This window comes from Anthropogastromicrobium aceti, from assembly GCF_020687335.1.
GTDB classification, from domain to species: domain Bacteria; phylum Bacillota; class Clostridia; order Lachnospirales; family Lachnospiraceae; genus Anthropogastromicrobium; species Anthropogastromicrobium aceti.
The window spans coordinates 89,111-108,368 of the sequence record NZ_JAJEQN010000002.1; the positions used below are offsets into that span (position 1 = coordinate 89,111).

General features: G+C 42.2%; 17 protein-coding genes. 4 read left to right on the forward strand and 13 right to left on the reverse strand.

Going from position 1 to position 19,258, the window contains the following annotated elements; translation table 11 throughout:
• Nucleotides 1-53 precede the first annotated feature (53 nt).
• The 6 genes from LKD48_RS01085 to LKD48_RS01110 form a co-directional block, all read right to left on the reverse strand.
• Complete coding sequence (locus LKD48_RS01085) at nucleotides 54-2,822, reverse strand: family 78 glycoside hydrolase catalytic domain (protein ID WP_308730900.1); 2,769 nt, start codon at nucleotides 2,820-2,822, stop codon at nucleotides 54-56.
• A 17-nt stretch (nucleotides 2,823-2,839) separates the two neighbouring features.
• Nucleotides 2,840-3,718: a carbohydrate ABC transporter permease gene (locus tag LKD48_RS01090; RefSeq protein WP_227100247.1), complete on the reverse strand. Its 879-nt coding sequence runs from the start codon at nucleotides 3,716-3,718 to the stop codon at nucleotides 2,840-2,842.
• Nucleotides 3,719-3,729: 11 nt separating this feature from the next.
• Nucleotides 3,730-4,671 (reverse strand): ABC transporter permease, encoded by a 942-nt coding sequence (locus tag LKD48_RS01095; RefSeq protein WP_262537744.1) that lies wholly within the window; start codon nucleotides 4,669-4,671, stop codon nucleotides 3,730-3,732.
• 116 nt (nucleotides 4,672-4,787) lie between these two features.
• Nucleotides 4,788-6,401 (reverse strand): extracellular solute-binding protein, encoded by a 1,614-nt coding sequence (locus LKD48_RS01100; protein ID WP_308730901.1) that lies wholly within the window; start codon nucleotides 6,399-6,401, stop codon nucleotides 4,788-4,790.
• Nucleotides 6,402-6,579: 178 nt separating this feature from the next.
• Nucleotides 6,580-7,617 (reverse strand): AraC family transcriptional regulator, encoded by a 1,038-nt coding sequence (locus LKD48_RS01105; RefSeq protein WP_262537743.1) that lies wholly within the window; start codon nucleotides 7,615-7,617, stop codon nucleotides 6,580-6,582.
• Nucleotides 7,596-8,744, reverse strand: a complete 1,149-nt coding sequence (locus LKD48_RS01110) for an AraC family transcriptional regulator (RefSeq protein WP_308730903.1) — start codon at nucleotides 8,742-8,744, stop codon at nucleotides 7,596-7,598. The genes LKD48_RS01105 and LKD48_RS01110 overlap by 22 nt, the downstream gene beginning before the upstream one ends.
• A gap of 120 nt (nucleotides 8,745-8,864) precedes the next feature.
• Here LKD48_RS01110 and LKD48_RS01115 point away from each other — a divergent pair, with 120 nt between their 5' ends.
• The 4 genes from LKD48_RS01115 to LKD48_RS01130 all read left to right on the forward strand — a co-directional run bounded on the left by LKD48_RS01115 (nucleotide 8,865) and on the right by LKD48_RS01130 (nucleotide 12,337).
• Complete coding sequence (locus tag LKD48_RS01115) at nucleotides 8,865-9,404, forward strand: TetR/AcrR family transcriptional regulator (RefSeq protein ID WP_066558093.1); 540 nt, start codon at nucleotides 8,865-8,867, stop codon at nucleotides 9,402-9,404.
• A 114-nt stretch (nucleotides 9,405-9,518) separates the two neighbouring features.
• Nucleotides 9,519-9,932 (forward strand): hypothetical protein, encoded by a 414-nt coding sequence (locus tag LKD48_RS01120; protein ID WP_066558094.1) that lies wholly within the window; start codon nucleotides 9,519-9,521, stop codon nucleotides 9,930-9,932.
• A gap of 21 nt (nucleotides 9,933-9,953) precedes the next feature.
• Nucleotides 9,954-11,798: an ATP-dependent zinc metalloprotease FtsH gene (gene ftsH / locus LKD48_RS01125; protein WP_227100239.1), complete on the forward strand. Its 1,845-nt coding sequence runs from the start codon at nucleotides 9,954-9,956 to the stop codon at nucleotides 11,796-11,798.
• Nucleotides 11,795-12,337: an HdeD family acid-resistance protein gene (locus LKD48_RS01130; RefSeq protein WP_308730905.1), complete on the forward strand. Its 543-nt coding sequence runs from the start codon at nucleotides 11,795-11,797 to the stop codon at nucleotides 12,335-12,337. The genes ftsH and LKD48_RS01130 overlap by 4 nt, the downstream gene beginning before the upstream one ends.
• Here LKD48_RS01130 and LKD48_RS01135 read toward each other — a convergent pair.
• From LKD48_RS01135 to fabF, 7 genes are all read right to left on the reverse strand, one after another.
• Entirely contained in the window at nucleotides 12,284-12,784 is a 501-nt protein-coding gene (locus LKD48_RS01135) for a TetR/AcrR family transcriptional regulator (protein WP_227100237.1), read from the reverse strand. The two genes, LKD48_RS01130 and LKD48_RS01135, sit on opposite strands and share 54 nt — an antisense overlap.
• A gap of 154 nt (nucleotides 12,785-12,938) precedes the next feature.
• Nucleotides 12,939-14,012: an NAD(P)H-dependent flavin oxidoreductase gene (locus LKD48_RS01140; RefSeq protein ID WP_308730906.1), complete on the reverse strand. Its 1,074-nt coding sequence runs from the start codon at nucleotides 14,010-14,012 to the stop codon at nucleotides 12,939-12,941.
• Nucleotides 14,013-14,031: 19 nt separating this feature from the next.
• The gene (accD, locus tag LKD48_RS01145; protein WP_308730907.1) at nucleotides 14,032-15,714 is read right to left on the reverse strand and encodes an acetyl-CoA carboxylase, carboxyltransferase subunit beta; all 1,683 of its coding nucleotides are present in this window, start codon (nucleotides 15,712-15,714) and stop codon (nucleotides 14,032-14,034) included.
• 5 nt (nucleotides 15,715-15,719) lie between these two features.
• Nucleotides 15,720-17,066, reverse strand: coding sequence for an acetyl-CoA carboxylase biotin carboxylase subunit (locus tag LKD48_RS01150; RefSeq protein ID WP_308730908.1), 1,347 nt, complete (start codon nucleotides 17,064-17,066; stop codon nucleotides 15,720-15,722).
• Nucleotides 17,067-17,074: 8 nt separating this feature from the next.
• Nucleotides 17,075-17,503, reverse strand: coding sequence for a 3-hydroxyacyl-ACP dehydratase FabZ (gene fabZ, locus LKD48_RS01155; RefSeq protein ID WP_118612705.1), 429 nt, complete (start codon nucleotides 17,501-17,503; stop codon nucleotides 17,075-17,077).
• 23 nt (nucleotides 17,504-17,526) lie between these two features.
• Nucleotides 17,527-17,997 carry an acetyl-CoA carboxylase biotin carboxyl carrier protein gene (gene accB / locus LKD48_RS01160; protein ID WP_227100233.1) on the reverse strand — a complete coding sequence of 157 codons (471 nt, stop codon included), beginning with the start codon at nucleotides 17,995-17,997 and terminating at the stop codon, nucleotides 17,527-17,529.
• Between the two features lie 16 nt (nucleotides 17,998-18,013).
• Nucleotides 18,014-19,255 (reverse strand): beta-ketoacyl-ACP synthase II, encoded by a 1,242-nt coding sequence (fabF, locus tag LKD48_RS01165; RefSeq protein WP_308730909.1) that lies wholly within the window; start codon nucleotides 19,253-19,255, stop codon nucleotides 18,014-18,016.
• Nucleotides 19,256-19,258 lie beyond the last annotated feature (3 nt).

Consider the following 19,258-nt stretch of genomic DNA (forward strand, 5'->3'; position numbering starts at 1 on the left):
TTTTTAACTGCGAATAATGATAAATGACTTTCTCATGGGCAATAATTTTAGATCTAATTTTCTACCTTAGCCTCAAACTTCCACTCGCCACTTCCAACCTCAAGCTGTGAACCACCGTATTCTTTTGGCATACATACAGTAGCAATAATTCCTAGCGGAATGTATGCCGCAAGAAAAAAGCTTTCATTCTCCTTTTTCCATGACACCTTTACAATTCCCCACGGGGTCATAACACTCCCCTTCGCATACGTCAACTCTGCTACGGCATACGGTGCCACTAACATTTTTGTCCATCCTGGTGACTGCGGACGAAGCCCTAACACAAAGCTTGTCATCCATTCGCGCACATGACCCATCATCGCATGATTACGGGAGCGCACCATACTACCAAGCCAAAGTTCCTCATAATTCCAATACTCCGGCAATGTGGTAAGTCCATTATCGGCAAATACACGATAGCTCGGCGCAGTTGGATTCATGACCATCTGATAGACAACATCACTATAGCCTGCCTCTGCCAGTGCAGTAAATACCTGTTTTAAACCAACTTCTCCTGACGTCAAATGATAACCATTTTTCTTTACAGCTTCTACGAGTGCTTTCACTGCCTGCTCTTCATGCTCCTCTGCCATACCGCTAAACAATGCAATCGCATAGCTTGCCTGACTGCCTGTTCCAAACTGTTCAGTTGCCTCATCGTAACACTCTGGATGGTGATAAAATGCGTCTCTTACGGCTTGTGCTTTTGCCTCGTATAATTTTGCTTTCTTATCTAGCTTATTTTCTTTCTGTTTTTTCTGCCCTTTTAAAATTTCACAAATCTGCTTTGTAATCACGAGCATTCTGTAATATGCACAAGTAGCGACCAGCACATTTGGTGTATGCTCCCCATACTCACCCCATTCGCCCATCTGCGCATAATTTTCCAAGACACCATTTGTCGTCTGGCGATCCAAATAGGCTAGGTAACGCTCTATTACTGGAAATGCCTGACGCAATACAGCTTCATCGCCATAATATTGATAATATGCCCACGGTGTGAAAACACATGCACCATTCCAGTTTGGATCCTTGTAAAGTCCTCCGATACGATAAAACGCAGGAATGATACCTGGCACAAACCCCTCCTCATTATTTCCTGCAAGCGAAGCCTGCTCGTTATCGAGCTGCGAATCGCAGATATCATGAATAATCTTTTTCATCCATGCGCGAATGTCATACACATCTGCAACAGATGCAAACATCAGATGTGAAGTTTCAATCCAGCCGAGTTTTTCAATCTGCGGACAATCGGTAAAGCTCCAGTACATGTTGCTTGAAATTGAGCGGTCTGTAATTTCGCAGATACGATTTAAAGTTTGATTTGAAGTTTCAAAAGTGCCATGCTTCTCATTTGCTACTGCAAGACGACAGCAGATGATCTGATCTGACGTAAGCTCACCTGGGAAGCCGACGACCTCCACATACTGAAAGCCATGATAGCAAAAGGACGGATGCCAACGCTCCTCACCAGTTCCTGCCATTCGATAGGAATCGCGAATCACACAGTCAAACTTCTCACTCCAACTCTGAGTGCACGACCTCTGGTCTACACCATTGTCAGTCTCATTTATCATTTCCGCTGGGTACATAGAAATCCAATTTCCACGATTTTCTTTTGTTGTTCCATGTAGCACAAGCTCCACAAAACCAGCTCCATTTTTTCCCACATCTACCATGAAATGACCTTCTCCCAGCTTTTTTACGCTCTTTGCGGTAAAGCGTTCCTCGATCCTAATTGGCGGACACTCGCGCGCCATAAGCACTCCCTTTGGCGACTGCATTTTCTTTGCTTTGGCCCAGCCATTTTCCTCTGATGGCATCTTTCCTATAAGTTCTTCTGCCAAGCAGGCATCGTAATCCTCGCCGCCATACCAGTTCTGAAAAACAGTCGGTCCATTGACCCACAGCCAGTTTTCATTGGATGTGCAAACAATCTTTCTTGTTCCATCCTTTAAGATCAGCTCTACTTGAGCGATCAACTTCTTTCTGCCACAGATTCCCGGCTTAACAAAACAACTGTCATTTTTCTGATAACGGCCAAATTTTGTCTTTGTTCCATCTTGATATACCATAACCGGATTGATTGTGTACCCAGTGTACTGACCATTTCCCAGCGTTATCGTAAGAAAATTGGTGCCTGAAACAAGTTGATTTGTGATGTCATAAGTCACATAATAAACAGTCTTTGTCGCATCAGACTCGCCAGGCTCAAAAAAAGCATCTGATAACTTCTGTCCATTCATATCAGCCAGAAACACACCAAGTCCACTGATATACGCTCGTGCACATACTACTTGTTCAAGATCTGCCACTTCAAATTCACCTACAAAAACCGGCGCTAACTCCTGATTTTCATAGTCTTCACCCTGTCCAATCCAAATGCCTTTCCAATCCTCGCGCTCAAGTAATCCTGTCTCAAAGGATGCCGTCTCACTCCACACGGATGCCTGATTTTCTCCATCCCACACCATCACCTTCCAATACGCTTTCTGTGCAGAATGTAGCTTTTTGCCCTGATACAAAATTCCAAAACAGCGGCTTTCCTTTACAACACCGCTGTCCCAGAGCATCCCTGTCTCATTTATAAGCGATGCCTCACTCTCTGATACCAGAATTCGATATGCAGTCTGTCTTTCATTTTTTTCGTCTTTTTTATCCGATACCAGTTGCCAGGAAAACACCGGATTTTCGTTGATTCCCAGCGGATTTTTCAGTGCCTGTACCCTCAGATCCTCAGTTCTCATTCCAATTAAGCCTCCGTCATCGTTCATCTTTGTCATTTTGTCATTTCATCTTTTTATCCCTTTACAGAACCTACAGTCATACCCTTTACAAAATATTTCTGTGCAAATGGATAAATCAAAATGATCGGTATAATTCCAACAAAGATCTGTGCACACCTCACGGTACGATCTGAAATCATCGACATGGACTGCCAGTCCTCTAAACTAAGCAATGTCATATCACGCTGTACAACAACGGTCTGCAAAAACGATGCTAATGGATAGCTTGATGGGAAATTAGAGTAAATTAATCCATCAAACCAGCTGTTCCAGTGACTAATAAAGGAAAACAGCATCAGAGTCGCGATTGACGGCTTTGCACATGGTACAAAGATCTGGAAACAGATACGCCACTGTCCTGCTCCGTCGATCTCGGCTGCCTCCTCTAATTCGTGTGGAATTCCTCTAAAGAAATTTAACATCAAAATTACGTTGTAAACAGGAACTGCTGCTGGAAGCACCAACGCCCAGATCGTATCCATCATTTTCAGATTCTGAATTAGCAAATAGCCCGGAATCAGGCCACCTGAAAACAGCATTGTAAAGAAGAAAATCCATACATACACAGTTCTCATGCGAAATGAAGTCGATTCCTTTGACAGTGGGTACGCAAGCATAATTGTTAAAATCATATTTAATGGAAGTCCGATTGCGACACGCTCCACCGAGCGAAGCAGTGATTTCCAGAAATCAGCCTTCCCTACTACATAATCATACGCATACAGATTAAATTCAACAGGAAAAATAGAAACTTTTCCAGCTGCAACTGCTGTACTGCTCGAAAATGACATTGCCAGAATATTTAACAACGGAAACAGGCAGGCAAATGACAGCAATGACAGCACAATTACATTAATTACCTCAAAAACAATACGCCCTTTTGATTTCTTCATAACAGTTCCTCCTAAAAGATACGATAATCGGCCAGCTTATACGCCAGGAAATACGATATTGAAATAAAAAGTGTGGAGATAACGGATTTAAACAAACCCACAGCTGTTGCTGGTCCATATTGCGCATCCAAAAGACCAAGACGGTATACAAACGTATCAATGATATCTCCTGTCTGGTATACAGAAGTGCTGTACATATTGAAAATCTGATCAAAACCTGCATTTAATACATTTCCAAGACTAAGTACCATCATCAGCACGATGATCATCTTCATACCTGGAAGTGTAACATGCCATGTCTGCTGCCAGCGATTTGCGCCGTCAATCTGTGCAGCCTCATACAGTTGCGTGTCAATGCCCAAAATAGCAGCCAGATACACAATTGCTCCGTATCCAAAATTTTTCCAGATATCGGTCACAATCATCGTACCTCTAAAATATTGATTGTCGCCTAAAAAGAAAATGGATTTTCCACCAAATGCGGTTATGATCTGATTAATGATTCCTTCTCCCGGTGAAAGCATATCACGGAAAATTCCACCGAGAATAACCCAAGACATGAAGTAAGGCAGATACACAATTGTCTGCACGACTTTCTTAAAACGGCGTCCCTTTACTTCATTTAAAAGAAGCGCAAACACGATTGGAACAACTAATCCCAGCACAATCTTCCATGCTGCTATAATAATCGTATTCATCATCGCTCGCGTGAAACCTGGAAGGGAAAATACATAGGAAAAATTGTCAAATCCGATCCACTTCTGGTTTCCAAACATTCCCTTACTCGGGATAAACTTCTGAAATGCAATGATCAATCCGCCCATCGGAACATAGGAAAAAATAAGAACAAGAATCAATCCCGGAAGAATCATCAGATGCAATGGCAACTCTTTTTTAAACTTTGCTTTCGTATATTTCGTTTTTACTTTTTTTACTGTATTTATATTTGGCATTTCAAATCCCTCATTTTCATCGCTGTATTCCAACTGTACTTCAATAAACCAATGAAAAAGCTGCCATGCTGTGCCACACCATACGCTGCATGACAGCCTTTTTTATCTCTGACCAATTACTGTTGTGCCTGATACCACTCGTTCACTTCATCCGTCATATCCTGACCACCTGCAGAATACCAAGATTCTACAACGTTATCAAACTCATCGGCAGTTGTCTGTCCAGTGATGATCTTAATGAACGCTTCGTCGAGCACGGTGTCCAACGTTGTTTTTCTCATACTCATGGTCTCGGTTGCAACTCCGTAGAACTGATCTCTTACTAATTTCACGTTTTCATCGTTCTCATAATCGATCAGAAGCATCTGAGAACCACCTTCACCGAATACACGATTCCATCCCCAAAGTGTTGTATCACCATCCTGCGCTGCCTTGCTATACTCATACATGCTAAGCTGCTCTCCGTAAAGATCTCCCGGATCGCCAGTCTTTAACGGCTCTGCGATTGCCTTAGCGGTCTGCTGATTTTTATCTGGGCTGTTTAATGATACCGGTGAAAGTCTCCATACACCCTCTAATCCATCACCTGGGTTTGCATAGTAGCTATACTCATTTAATTCTGGATCGAATACCTTCTCACAATAGAGATTTAGCAATTCAACTAATGCCTCTGGATGCTCACACTCAGAGCTTACTGCATACCAGCTGCTTGTCATCATGTTGATACCCGGTGTCACCTCTGCACTTTCCTCGCTGGTTACGATCTGATATGGTCTCCAGTCTGCATCTGGATTCTGGTTCAAATTATCCTGCAGTGGCCACAAAGCAGTTGCATGCCATCCATACAATACACCACACTTATCGTTTACCAGATCCTCTGCTGCCTTTGTTCCATCATTTACATGGAACTCTTCATCCAGATAACCATTCTGATACAGATCAGCCAATGCTTCCAGTGTCTGCTTCATCTCTGGTGTCGTGCTGCCGTATACGAGTGTTCCGTCATCCTGCTGTACCCAGTAACGCGGGTATGCACCATATGCATTTGCAAAGCCCTTAATATCCATCAAGTTTCCATACAAATCGTTGCAAAGAGCCATGCCAACTGCACCATCTCCTACCTTTTCCATAAAGGCATCCATGATTCCCTTTAAATCATCAATTGTCTTTGGTGCTTCCAGCCCCAACTCATCCATCCAGTCCTGACGAAGCCAAAGCATCTGTGCGGTCTCAATATCACAATCAACATATGGGATTCCGTACTGTACTCCATCAAAAGTACATGCCTGCACACACTGCTCTCCTGCAGATTCGATCATGGACTTGAGCAGATCACTCGCATACTCCTCAAAATATGATCCCATATCAACAACCAGATCTGCTTCTACCAGATTTTTCAGTGTCAATTTATCGACACAAACGATATCTGGTATCGTTCCTGCTGCAACGGCTGCATTAAACTTCTGTGTCTGCTGCTCTTCATTCGGTGCAATCCACAGATACTTCACATTGATTCCAAGACGATCAGCAATCAGTCTAGTCCAACGGTTATCCTCATAGGACTCATCCTTTAAAATAGAAAAAATATCACTCTCCATTGTGGAGTCCTGTGTTCTACAGAATGTCACAGTGTATTCCTCTGTGTTTTCTGCTGCCTGTGCCATCGTTGGTGCTACACTTGAAAGTGCTGTCAATGTGCCGAGAAGTGCTGCTAACGTTCTTTTTTTCATGTTTTTCCTCCTAATAAAAATGTGCTTTTATACAACAAACCGCTGATTTTCGTTCTTAGTTTTGTTGCTTTTTGTTGTACTCATCATATCTTTTTTACTAGTATTTTTCAACATGCTTAAAATTTGCTTTTTATGACCTTTTTTCTGAATTTTTTCTAATTTTTCTATAACCGTTTCCTTATCCTCGCTGGATTCGGTATGTCTGCGGTGTCACACCATATCGTCTCTTAAAATTCCGGTAAAATGCAGCAGAATCGCCACAGCCGACTTCCTCCATAATCTCTTCCACACTTTTATTTGTCCTACACAGCAAATCTGCCGCCGTCTGAAGGCGAATATCACTAAGAAGCTGCGAAAAAGAATATCCAGTTTCCATCTTCAATTCGTGTCGCAGCGTATCCTCTCTTCGATTCCACCTTAACGCTAGCTCTTTTAACGTAATATCCTGTAAATGCTGCTTCATATCCTGCAAAATTTCTGGTATCTGCCACACGCTTCCATCAAAACCCTCCAGAATCTTCATATTCTGTCTATGTCTGCGTATTCCCTCACCGAGCAGAATACAGACATAGCTTTCCTGTACTAGATTACTCTTTTTTGTCTCTAACTGCGCCTGCTCATACAATCGAAGCACCGTCTGTTTCATCCGATCATCTGGTGTTGCTGAAAAAAATAATACGCGATTGCAATAATTGGTGTACGCCATTTTCCAGAAAAAATCGCCTAAAATTCCCTGCTCATACAAAAGTGTGGAAAAGGTTCTGGTAAAAGTCGATGCTCGCATCAAAATATTCACGGCAATTCCGTTTGAATCTGCTGTAAAAAGTGCCTGCTCAACTCCCGGTGCCACAATGCAAAAATTTCCCTCCGACATGTCATACTGCTTATCGCCAAGATAAAAAACAGCGGTTCCTTCCATTATGTAAACAATCTTAATAAATTCCAGTTTATGCAAAAAAGGTGGACAAAATCTTACATTTTTAAAACAGTGTACCTGCACATCCTCATTGGGAAAAATTTCCTTTTCCGACAAAAAACCTTTTATTGGCGTCGGTGCTTCCTTTGCTATTTCAGTTGAAAAACGCTCACGAAATTCCTTCCAGCTTCGAATTGGACTATCATACGCCGCTGGATTTTTCTGGTATAAATTCCTGTATTCTTTCTGACCATGTTCTTCTTGTCTCAATATTTCTTCTAATTGCTTGGATACGGACATAATTCTCCCCTTCCTTTGCGGTATTTCACAGGTGACACACAATACATTGCCTTAAAATTTCGATAGAAACGACTCTTATCGGTATACCCTACTGTCTCCACAATCTTCTCAATCGAAAAATCGGTGTGAAGAAGCATTTTCTCTGCACGTCTCATACGAAATTCACACAAAAGCTGTGCAAACGTTTTTCCAGTCTCTTTTCGAAAATATCGGCTCAAATACCCTTCACTTAAGTTAAATGTACCTGCCAACTCTGGCAAGCTACATGTAAGATGATTTTCCATATAAAATAGCATATCTGCCAACTGATAACCACCTGCACGTCCCTCTCTTCCCAGTACAATCAATTCTTTTTCGTGAAGACGCAGAACATTCCCATAAAAAATCAGCAGCATGCTTTTTCGAATCAAGCTACTTGGATTTTGCGTTTCAAAAAGAATCTCCTCACACAGATTCTTTACATTTTCGGTCACGATTTTTTCCTCTTTTCCATCGTACATCAGACAGCCATTGTCCGTTCTGCTGTACAGCATTCGCCAGAGAAATTCCGACATAATCCCTTGTTCCCGCATCAATCCCAAAAAGGATTCTGCAAATGAAGAAAAGCGCATAATTAAATTCACAACAATATCCTCATCATTGCAGCTATACACAGCCTGCTCTACATTTGGTCCAACAAGACAAAACGATCCTTTTTTCATTAAAATTCTTTCACCGCCAATAAAGAAAAAGCAGCTTCCTCGGAGCACATACACGATTTTAACAAATGCTAGACGGTGCAAAAATGGTGGACAATATCCGCAATTGACAACTAACGCGACCTCATCCTTTGGATTCGGAAAGAAATAGGCACTCTCCTCCAAAAATGGATTCATGTAAGTAGGTGCTTCTTTCGGCATATGAGCGGCAAATTCAGTGCGAAAACGCCCTCGAAATTCCTCCCAACTGCGAATCGGGCTATCATATGCTTTAGGATTTTCAAAATAATAGGGTCGATATGGATTTTTCTCCATATCTCCTGATAGATTTTCCAGCCGTCCCAGCTCGCTGATTCCCTGCCCGTTTACCTCCTGCTCATTCATTCCCTGCTCGTACATATCTTGCTCACATATTCCTAACTCATTCATCCCCTCAGAACACCTCCAAATTATTTTTCTTCTTGCAAACGTCCTCTTTTCTCCCTTATAATAGCAGAAACAGGAAGAAAATAATATAATTTTCAGCAAAAATTTACCAAGGAGGGTATTATGCCAATCGATATGAAAGCGGCGATTTGCCGTTCTGCTTCCGAACTTTTAACAAAAAAGCGTACTAAAAAACTTACAGTTAAGGATATCGTTGAGGAGTGCGGCATCACACGCCAAACCTTTTATTATCATTTTCAGGATATTCCAGATCTTATCTGCTACATGATGGAGCAGGGTTCTAAGGAGCTTTTGGAAAATTGTCTTGCCCAGCCAACGCTTGAAGATAAAATTCGTTACCTGTTAAGCGTTGCGCTTAATGCCCATCCACTGATTCAGCGCACCATTTCTACCAGCTATCAAAGTGAGCTTGAGCCACTCTTACTTGAGCAATTTTATTCTTTTTTCGATCAGCTGACTAACGAATCTGCTTCTTCCTCTCTTGTTTCAGACAGCTTAACAGCATCACAAAGAAAGCTTCTCCTTCGCTATCACAGTCTGGCTTTTCTAGGTCTTGTCCGCACCTGGTCTAAAGATGATTCTGCTCACATGGATGAAATCGTGCATGATCTGGCTCAATTCTTTAAAAACAAAACACACTAATAAATCTTTTTACACTTTTTAAATTCTGTCCATACACAATACAAATTGTGACTATTGTTTTGACGTGCCTTTCTTTCTATAATAAAACTAGCAAAGAAAAGGAGGCACGATGCTATGTTTGCTGCAAAAATGATTGAACTTGACGAAAAACTCCGTCATCTCCATGAACGAATTGACGATGGTGAACACGAAGATATCACCGCACTGATGGGCGAATTAAATGCTCTAACAGAAGAATATAATCTGGAGCAGGATGCAATACGCTATCGTCTGAAGGAATGTAAAGTACCCAAAATTCAGGCACTGATTTCCATGTACAATGACGTCCAGGAACGAATGCACAATGCCGCCGAGAGCGACCCCGAAGCTACGTGGAATGAAAATGCTGAAAACACTGCGCTGCTTGCGGAATATGCTCTTGATTTTGCAATTCTCGCTGCTGACCGCGCACTGCTTCTCTCCTTAAAGGCCATTCAGGAGCAGAAAGAAGCTAGCAAAATCGAACTCCAGCAAAATAATCTTGTTTAAAACTAAGAAAGGGGTACTACCATGAAAGAGGTCAAATCACCAAAGAAACCGTTGATTTACTATTACGTGATTGTCCTGCTTGTACTGGCTGCATTCAACTTCTTCGTCTCCCCGCTTTTATTATCGCGTCAGGTGACTGAGGTTGACTACGGAACTTTTATGAGCATGACGGAAAAGAAAAACATCGGACGCGTTGAGGTTGAGGATTCTCAGATCATCTTTACCGATAAAAATAATGACAACATATACAAAACAGGTGTCATGGATGATCCAAATCTTACAGAACGTCTTTATCAGTCTGGTGCTACATTCTCAAAGGATATCGAACAGACGATGTCTCCTATCATGAGCTTTCTATTAACCTTTATTCTTCCGATGGTTATCTTCGTTGTTCTTGGACAATACCTTGGAAGAAAGCTTTTAGAACAGGCTGGTGGAAAAAATTCCATGGCCTTTGGCATGGGAAAGAGCAACGCCAGAGTTTATGTTCAGTCTACTGAAGGCATCCATTTTGATGATGTTGCCGGTGAAGATGAGGCAAAGGAAAATCTTGCTGAGATTGTTGATTATCTTCATAATCCAAAAAAATATACTGATGCCGGTGCCTCTATGCCTAAAGGTCTGTTGCTTGTAGGCCCTCCTGGAACTGGTAAAACAATGCTTGCAAAGGCTGTTGCCGGTGAATCTGGTGTTCCTTTCTTCTCAATTTCCGGTTCGGAATTTGTTGAAATGTTCGTTGGTATGGGTGCTTCTAAAGTCCGCGATCTTTTTAAACAGGCAAAGGAAAAAGCGCCTTGTATTGTCTTTATTGATGAGATTGATGCTATTGGTAAAAAACGTGATGGTCAAGTAGGCGGAAATGATGAGCGCGAGCAGACATTGAATCAGCTGCTGACAGAAATGGATGGTTTTGAAGGAAATAATGGTGTCATAATTCTGGCTGCCACAAACCGCCCTGAATCTCTTGATCCGGCTCTGACACGTCCTGGACGTTTTGACCGCCGTGTTCCTGTAGAACTTCCTGATTTAAAGGGACGTGAAGCAATCCTTAAGGTTCATGCAAAGAAAATCAAGCCGGCAGATGATGTTGACTTTCATACAATTGCAAGAATGGCATCTGGTGCTTCCGGTGCTGAACTTGCAAATATAGTAAATGAAGCTGCTCTTCGCGCTGTACGTCAGGGACGAACTATTGTCCATGAAGCCGACCTTGAGGAAAGTGTTGAGGTTGTTATTGCTGGTTATCAAAAGAAAAATGCCGTTCTCTCTGATCAGGAGAAAAAGGTAGTTGCTTACCATGAAATCGGTCACGCACTTGTCGCTGCACTGCAGTCTCACTCTGCACCAGTTCAAAAAATCACGATCATTCCACGTACCTCTGGTGCTCTTGGATACACTATGCAGGTTGAGCAGGGTGACAAATATTTGATGACAAAAGAAGAAATTGAAAATAAAATCGCAACCTTTACAGGCGGCCGTGCCGCTGAGGAAGTAGTTTTCAATCAGATTACTACTGGTGCTTCTAATGATATTGAGCAGGCAACAAAGCTTGCACGTGCCATGATTACACGCTATGGTATGAGTGATGAATTTGATATGGTTGCCCTTGAGACTGTAACAAATCAGTACCTTGGCGGTGACGCTTCTCTTGCATGCTCTGCTGATACACAAAAGGAAATTGACCGTCAGGTAACTGAACTTGTGAAGAAACAGCATCAAAAGGCAAAGAAGCTTCTTCTTGATAATCGCGACAAACTTGATGAATTATCAAATTATCTATATGAGAAAGAAACGATTACAGGAGAAGAATTTATGGAAATTTTAAACAGAGATTCAAATACTGCTTCAGGAGGTGAATTAAAATGAGAAATCGTTCCCGTTTCGGTTGGATTGAGCTGATCGAAGGAATACTTTTGATTATTCTTGGAATTTTCTCTTTTCTTCGTCCAGACAGTATGTTATCCGGCTTTGTCATGTTCTTTGGACTTATTGCACTTTGTATCGGAATCCTCGACATTATCTTTTATGTCAGAACAGAGGAACATGTCGGCTTTGCGCCAACTATTGCTCTTATGTCCGGATGCTTAAGCGTTCTTGCTGGTCTGATGCTTCTTGTATATCCTGGTGCTGTGAAATGGGCTTTTTCACTTTTCTTCCCGATGTGGTTTATCGCACATTGCATTTCACGACTGTCACAGCTGCCAATGATACGCATTTGGACAGTAAAATGGCATTATTACTTTATTATGATTGCAAACATCGTTGGTCTTTTTCTTGGCATTTTCATGCTGATTCGCCCTGTTGCTGCACTCATATCACTTAGCTATCTAATTGGAATTGATTTAATTTTACTAGGCATTGATTCCATCATCCTCGCATTTAGTAGGATGGGAAGTGACTGGTAATCCCATACTTTTTATAATGGAGTCTGCAATTTGTTCTGCGGACTCTTTTTTTTGATCCTTCTGCCACTTTAAAAAGACATTTAATAATGCACCGCCATAAAAATAAAGCTCATACTCTGGAATTTTATACTTTGGCATAATTCTCTTGCTCATGTAATCATTCATCGCATCCCACAGAATATATTGCAGCTTTGCATCTACCAGCTTTCCAATAAACATCTCATACTGATCGAAATATTTCAATGCATGAACGATGCTGCTTCTATTATGAAAGCGTCCTATCTTTTCTGTTCTGCACTCACGTATATATCCAGCAACTATCTCGTGAAAATAATCAGACAGCGCATCTTCCTTTGTCTCATAATAATGATAAAATGTCATTCTTGATACGCCAGCCGTCTTTACAATATCTGAGATTTTAATTTTCTCATATTCTTTTTTATCCATCAAAACGAACACGGCTTCCCCGATACACATCCGGGTAAACCGTGTTCGTTTATTATGTTCTCTAGAAAATAAATTGACCACTATACTATACCTCCAAAATAAGTATTCCCTCTGTTCACCCTATTTTTATTTCAGTATAGCACATTTTTCTTAATCATGAAAGTAAAGATTCTATTACATCTTCTGCATATTCAAGATGATCACATCTCCACGCATCTGCTCCGCAGAAAACAAGACCATTTTTTGCATCGCCCGTGACTGAGGTAATCAGCGCATCTGTAATACAATATGGAATCTTATCTGGACGGCAATTTTTCAGACAGCCTCTGCAGCGCACTGGCGCTATGCGTCCTCCAGACATAATGGTATCACTAAATTTATTTCTGACAGCTCGTCCCGGAAGACCAACAGGACTGTCAATCAAAATAATATCTTCCTTTGATGCATCAAGATAAGCCTTCTTAAAAGCATCTGATGCATCACATTCATATGTTGTAACGAAACGAGTAGCTGCCTGAATAGCGTCTGCGCCTAACGAAAAAGCATGATCTGCTGCTTCCTTTGTGCTGATGCCTCCTGCCAAAACGACTGGAATTTCTTTGTTAAAACGCGCCGCATACTCACGGCAGACTTTAATAATATTACGCACCTCTTTTTCATAGACATCAAAGGTATAATAGGAGAGCTGATCTTTTGCAAAGCCAAGATGACCACCAGCAAGCGGTCCTTCAATAATCACAAAATCTGGTGCGCAGTGATGCTTTTTCTCCCAATAGCGAAAGATTACACGCGCCGATTTTTCAGTTGAAACGACTGGTGCAAGTGCTGGTGCCTCCACAGATTGATCCATCTCTTCCATGGCATTTGCAACAATTTTAGGAAGATCAACTGGAAGACCTGCTCCGCATACAAGAAAATCTGTTCCTGCCTTAACAGCAGCCCTAACATACTCTTCGTAATGCTGCATGGCAACCATAATATTAAAACCGATTATACCATCCTTGCTTATTTTTCTTGCTTTATCAAATTCACTTTTGATTGCACGAAGATTTGCCTCAAACGGATCTTTGTCAAATTCAGGATCTAAAAATCCAATCTGCGCTGCTGATATCGTGCCGGCTCCTCCTGCCTTTGCGACTGCACCAGCCAGTCCAGAAAGACTTACACCGACACCCATACCGCCCTGAAAGATCGGCTTTTTCAGCTCTTTATTTTTTATTTTTATCATATTTTATTCCCTGCCATAATCAATATTTACGAAATCTCTGATAGCGGTGTTCGCACAGCTCTATGCTGTCCATACTGCCATATTTTAATAAAAACTGATCAATCTGGCTGCGAAGTGCCTCTGCTACATCTTCCATCTGATCCTTTGAAAAATGTGCCGGCTCCTCAAATACACGCTCGACAATTCCTGCCTTTTTCAAGTCGGCAGCTGTAAGCTTCATACTGTCAGCAGCCTCCTTTGCACGCTTGCTGTCCTTCCAAAGAATACTTGAAAATCCTTCAGGAGAAAGGATGGAATATACTGCATTTTCCATCATCCATACCTCATCTGCTACTGCAAGCGCAAGTGCACCGCCGCTTCCGCCCTCTCCAATCAAAATGGAAAGAATTGGTGTCTTTAAAGATGACATTTCAAAAAGATTTCTTGCGATTGCCTCTCCCTGTCCATGCTCCTCTGCTTCAATTCCACAGGCAGCGCCTGGCGTATCGACAAAGCAAAGAATTGGACGATGAAATTTTTCAGCCTGCCTCATCAAACGAAGTGCCTTTCGATAGCCCTGTGGAGAACACATGCCAAAATTTTCATTTTTCTCCTGCGCAATCACAGTGACAGGCAGACCATTAAAAAAGCCAATTCCTGCCGTAACAGCTTTATCATCTGTCATCATTCGATCACCATGAAATTCATAAAACTGATCAATTAGTGCATTAATATAATCATAACCTATAGGGCGTTTTTTATCACGTGAAAAGCAAACGCGGTCCCATGCCGAATATTTTTTCTGAATATTTTCTTCTGCAGCTTTGACATTTTCAATTTCAGTTTTTTCTGCGAAAGAACTTATCTTCAATTCAGCCGATACACTATGAAGATGCAAAAGATCTGTCAGCACTTTCTTTTGCTCATGACGCTCAACAATGCGATCCACAAAGCCATGCTCAAGCAAAAATTCTGCTCGCTGAAAGCCTGCCGGGAGGCGCTGTCCTGTCGTCTGCTCTATAACACGAGGTCCCGCAAAACCAATAAGTGCCTTTGGCTCTGCCAAAATAATATCAGCCTCCATAGCAAAGCTTGCCGTCACACCACCTGTTGTTGGGTCAGTAAGCACACTTATATATAAAAGTCCTTCATCACTGTGACGCTTAAGCGCAGCTGATGTCTTTGCCATCTGCATAAGAGATATAATTCCCTCCTGCATTCTTGCACCGCCAGAGCATGTAAAAATGATAATAGGCAGCTTCTTTTTTGTTGCCTCTTCTGCTGCACGCGTAATTTTTTCGCCTACTGCCTCTCCCATGCTTGCCATCATAAAGCGGCCATCCATCACGCAAAGCACACACGGCTCACCGCCTATTGTACATTGTCCTGTTACAACGGCTTCTTTTAATCGTGTCTTTAACCTCGCAGCAGCAATTTTTTCCTCGTACCCTTCAAACTCCATGGGATTTTTGCCCACAAGATCCTGATCCCATTCAAGAAAGCTTCCCTCATCTGCAATTCGCGCAATACGCTCCTGTGCACGGACACGAAAATAGCCATTGCAGCTTGGGCAGACATAGAAATTTTTTCTGACATCCTCTGCTACTATCGCCTTTTTGCACATGCTGCATTTGCAAAGAAGACCTTCTGGCACCTCTGGTTTCTTGCGGATTCCGGCAAATGGCCGCACCAATGTCTTTTTAAATACATGATCGAGATTCATAATCTTTATGCCTCCTGCTGAATACGGTCAATAAATTCAATGTCAATATTTCCTGCCAGAAAATCCGGATGATTAAGCAGCGCATACTGATAATTGACATTGGTATCAACGCCCTCTATGATTACCTCACCGAGCGCACTTTGCATTTTTTGAATTGCCTCACGTCTGTTTTTTGCCCACACACTTATCTTTGCTATCATTGAGTCATAATATGGCGGAATCGTATAGCCACTATAAATTGCAGAGTCAATGCGCACTCCCTTGCCTCCTGGCAGATGAAGTCCTGTAATAGTTCCTGGACATGGCAAAAAATTCTCCTCTGGACGCTCTGCATTTATTCGTACCTCAATTGCATGGCCACTAATCTTTACCTGATCCTGTGTATAAGAAAGCCTCTTTCCATCAGCGATTCGAATCTGCTCTTTAATCAGATCTATTCCTGTGATCCACTCCGTAATGGGATGCTCTACCTGGATTCTTGTATTCATCTCCATAAAATAGAAGCTGCCATCTTGCTCAAGCAAAAATTCAATTGTTCCAGCATTAACATAACCTGCTGCCTTGGCTGCACGCACTGCTGTCTCTCCCATTTTTTGACGAAGCTCTGGCGATAATGCTGCACTTGGTGCCTCCTCGATCATCTTCTGATGATTTCTTTGAATAGAACAGTCACGCTCACCGAGGTGAATTACATTCCCATAAGAATCTGCAAGAATTTGAAATTCAATATGACGCGGTCTTGTAATAAAATGCTCAATATACATAGCATCATCGCCAAATGACTGCTTTGCTTCTGCCTGTGCTATTGCAAAATTTTTTACAAACTCTTCTTCATCCTTTGCCGTGCGCATTCCCTTGCCGCCTCCGCCAAGGACTGCCTTAATCATAACTGGATAACCAACCTTTTTTGCAGTCTCTTTCGCATCCTTTTCATCATACACTGCATGATCACCGCCAGGTATAACTGGCACACCGGCACTAATCATAGTCTCTCTGGCAGCCTGCTTGTCACCAAGTTTAGCAATCACATTAGAATCTGGCCCGATAAAAATAATGTTGCATTCTTCACACAGTTTTGCAAAGCGGCTGTTTTCCGACAATAATCCAAAGCCTGGATGAATGGCCTCTGCACCTGACACAATTGTTGCACTTATGATACGCTCCATTGACAGGTAGCTCTCGCTAAGCTTTGCCGGTCCGATACAAATTGCCTCATCTGCGAGCTTCGCATGAAGCGCATCCTTATCGGCCTCTGAATAGACTGCTACCGTTTCAATCCCCATCTCTCGGCAGGCACGAATAATGCGCACTGCAATCTCTCCCCGGTTTGCTACAAGAACTTTCCTGATCATGTTATCTCCTATCCTATCATAAATGTTAACTCAGCACGGACAACTACCTTGCCATCCACGCTTGCAACTGCCTCTCCAATACCTACAGGTCCTTTTGTCTTGATGATCTTTGTCTCAAGACGTACCTTATCACCAGGCACTATTTTTCCGCGAAAACGGCACTTGTCAATTCCGCCAAAGTAAGCTGTTTTTCCCTTATTTTCTGGAAGTGAAAGAATTGCAACTGCACCCGTCTGCGCCAGTGCCTCGATTGTCAAAACACCTGGCATAACTGGTTCCTGCGGAAAATGACCGGCAAAAAACTCCTCACGGTATGATACACATTTATATCCAACAGCATACTCACCCGGTACATAATCCTCTATGTAATCAATTAATAAGAACGGATGGCGATGCGGAATAATATCTTTAATCTGGTTAATATCTAAATGATTCATATTCTGATTCTCCAATTTTTAGCTTAAGCTTCTTCTATAATAAACAGCTTCTGACCGTACTCGACAGCATCACCGTTTTGTGCACAGATTTCTTTTACAATACCATTTTGTTCGCAGGTAATCTCATGCATCAGCTTCATTGCCTCTACAATGCCAAGCGTCTGACCCTTCTTTACGCGGTCACCTACTGATACAAACGGTGCTTCTCCTTCTCCCGGTGCCGTATAAAAGATACCAACAAGAGGAGAATCAATATATTTGTCAGATGATGCTTCATCTGATTTTTTTGAGGTATCTGCACCCACAGCATCTTCGCAATTTTGAACAATGGCAAATTCTGACGCTGCGTTTTTTACTTCTTTCTGCTGCACAACGATTTCCTTTGCTGCATTTTTCTTTAGGCGAAGCTTTATCTCTCCTGTCTCGTAGCAAAAATCATCCAGCTTTGACTTTGATACGTGATCGATCAGCTTTAAAAGATCGTCCAATTCCATATGACTTTTACCACCTTTACGCATTTTCGTATTTCTTTATTAAAATTGAAGCATTATGGCCGCCAAATCCAAGTGAATTGCTCATCGCATAGACAACATCTTTTTCCTTAGGCGCCCCAATTGTGTAGTCAAGATCACATTCCTCGTCAGTCTCTTTTGTGCCCATCGTCTGATGAATGTAGCCTTCCTCAACAGACTTTGCACATACAACAAACTCGACGCCTCCTGCTGCTCCAAGCAAATGACCTGTCATGGATTTTGTTGAATTGATGCAGACATTTTTTGCTGCCTCTCCAAATGCCAACTTAATTGCACGCGTCTCAAAAAGATCATTGTGATGCGTTCCAGTTCCATGTGCATTGATATATGTGATTTCTTCTGGAGCAGCCTTTGCCTCTGTCATGGCAAGCTCCATTGCCTTAGCTGCACCGCTTCCATCTTCGCATGGTGAAGTGATATGGAATGCGTCTGCTGTAGCTCCATAGCCTACTACCTCTGCATAGATATGAGCACCGCGCGCTTTAGCATGTTCAAGCTCCTCAAGAACAACTATACCTGCACCCTCTCCTAAAACAAAGCCTTTTCTGTTTTTATCAAACGGAATTGATGCGTACAGCGGATCATCTGATGTTGAAAGAGCAGTCAGTGACTGAAATCCTGCAATTCCTGTCGGACAGATACTGCTCTCTGCACCGCCTGCAAACATAATATCAGCATCATCATACTGAATTGCACGAAATGCATCTCCAATGCAGTGTGTACCAGATGCACAAGCTGTTACGACATTCGTGCACTTTCCGCGAAGTCCAAGCTGAATTGAAACATTTCCTGCTGCCATGTTTGAAATCATTCTAGGAACCATAAGCGGATTGACACGGTTCACCTGTCCCTTTAAAATCTTTTCATGCTCTGATTCCATCATCTCAAGAGAACCAATTCCTGAACCTATCACAACGCCTGCGCGAAATGCATCCTCTTTTGACAGATCAAGACCTGAATCCTCAAGTGCTTCTTTTGATGCTGCCACAGCATAGTGTGAAAAGCGATCCATTCTCTTTGCTGCCTTAAAATCCATACGATCTGCTGCCTTAAAATCCTTTACCTCGGCAGCAAGCGTAACTTTATAACCAGTCGTATCAAAACGAGTGATAGGTCCGATTCCTACCTTTCCATCGCGGATTCCCTTCCAGAACTCCTCTACTGTATTTCCAATTGGAGTCACAGCGCCCAAGCCTGTCACAACTACTCTTCTTTTCATCAA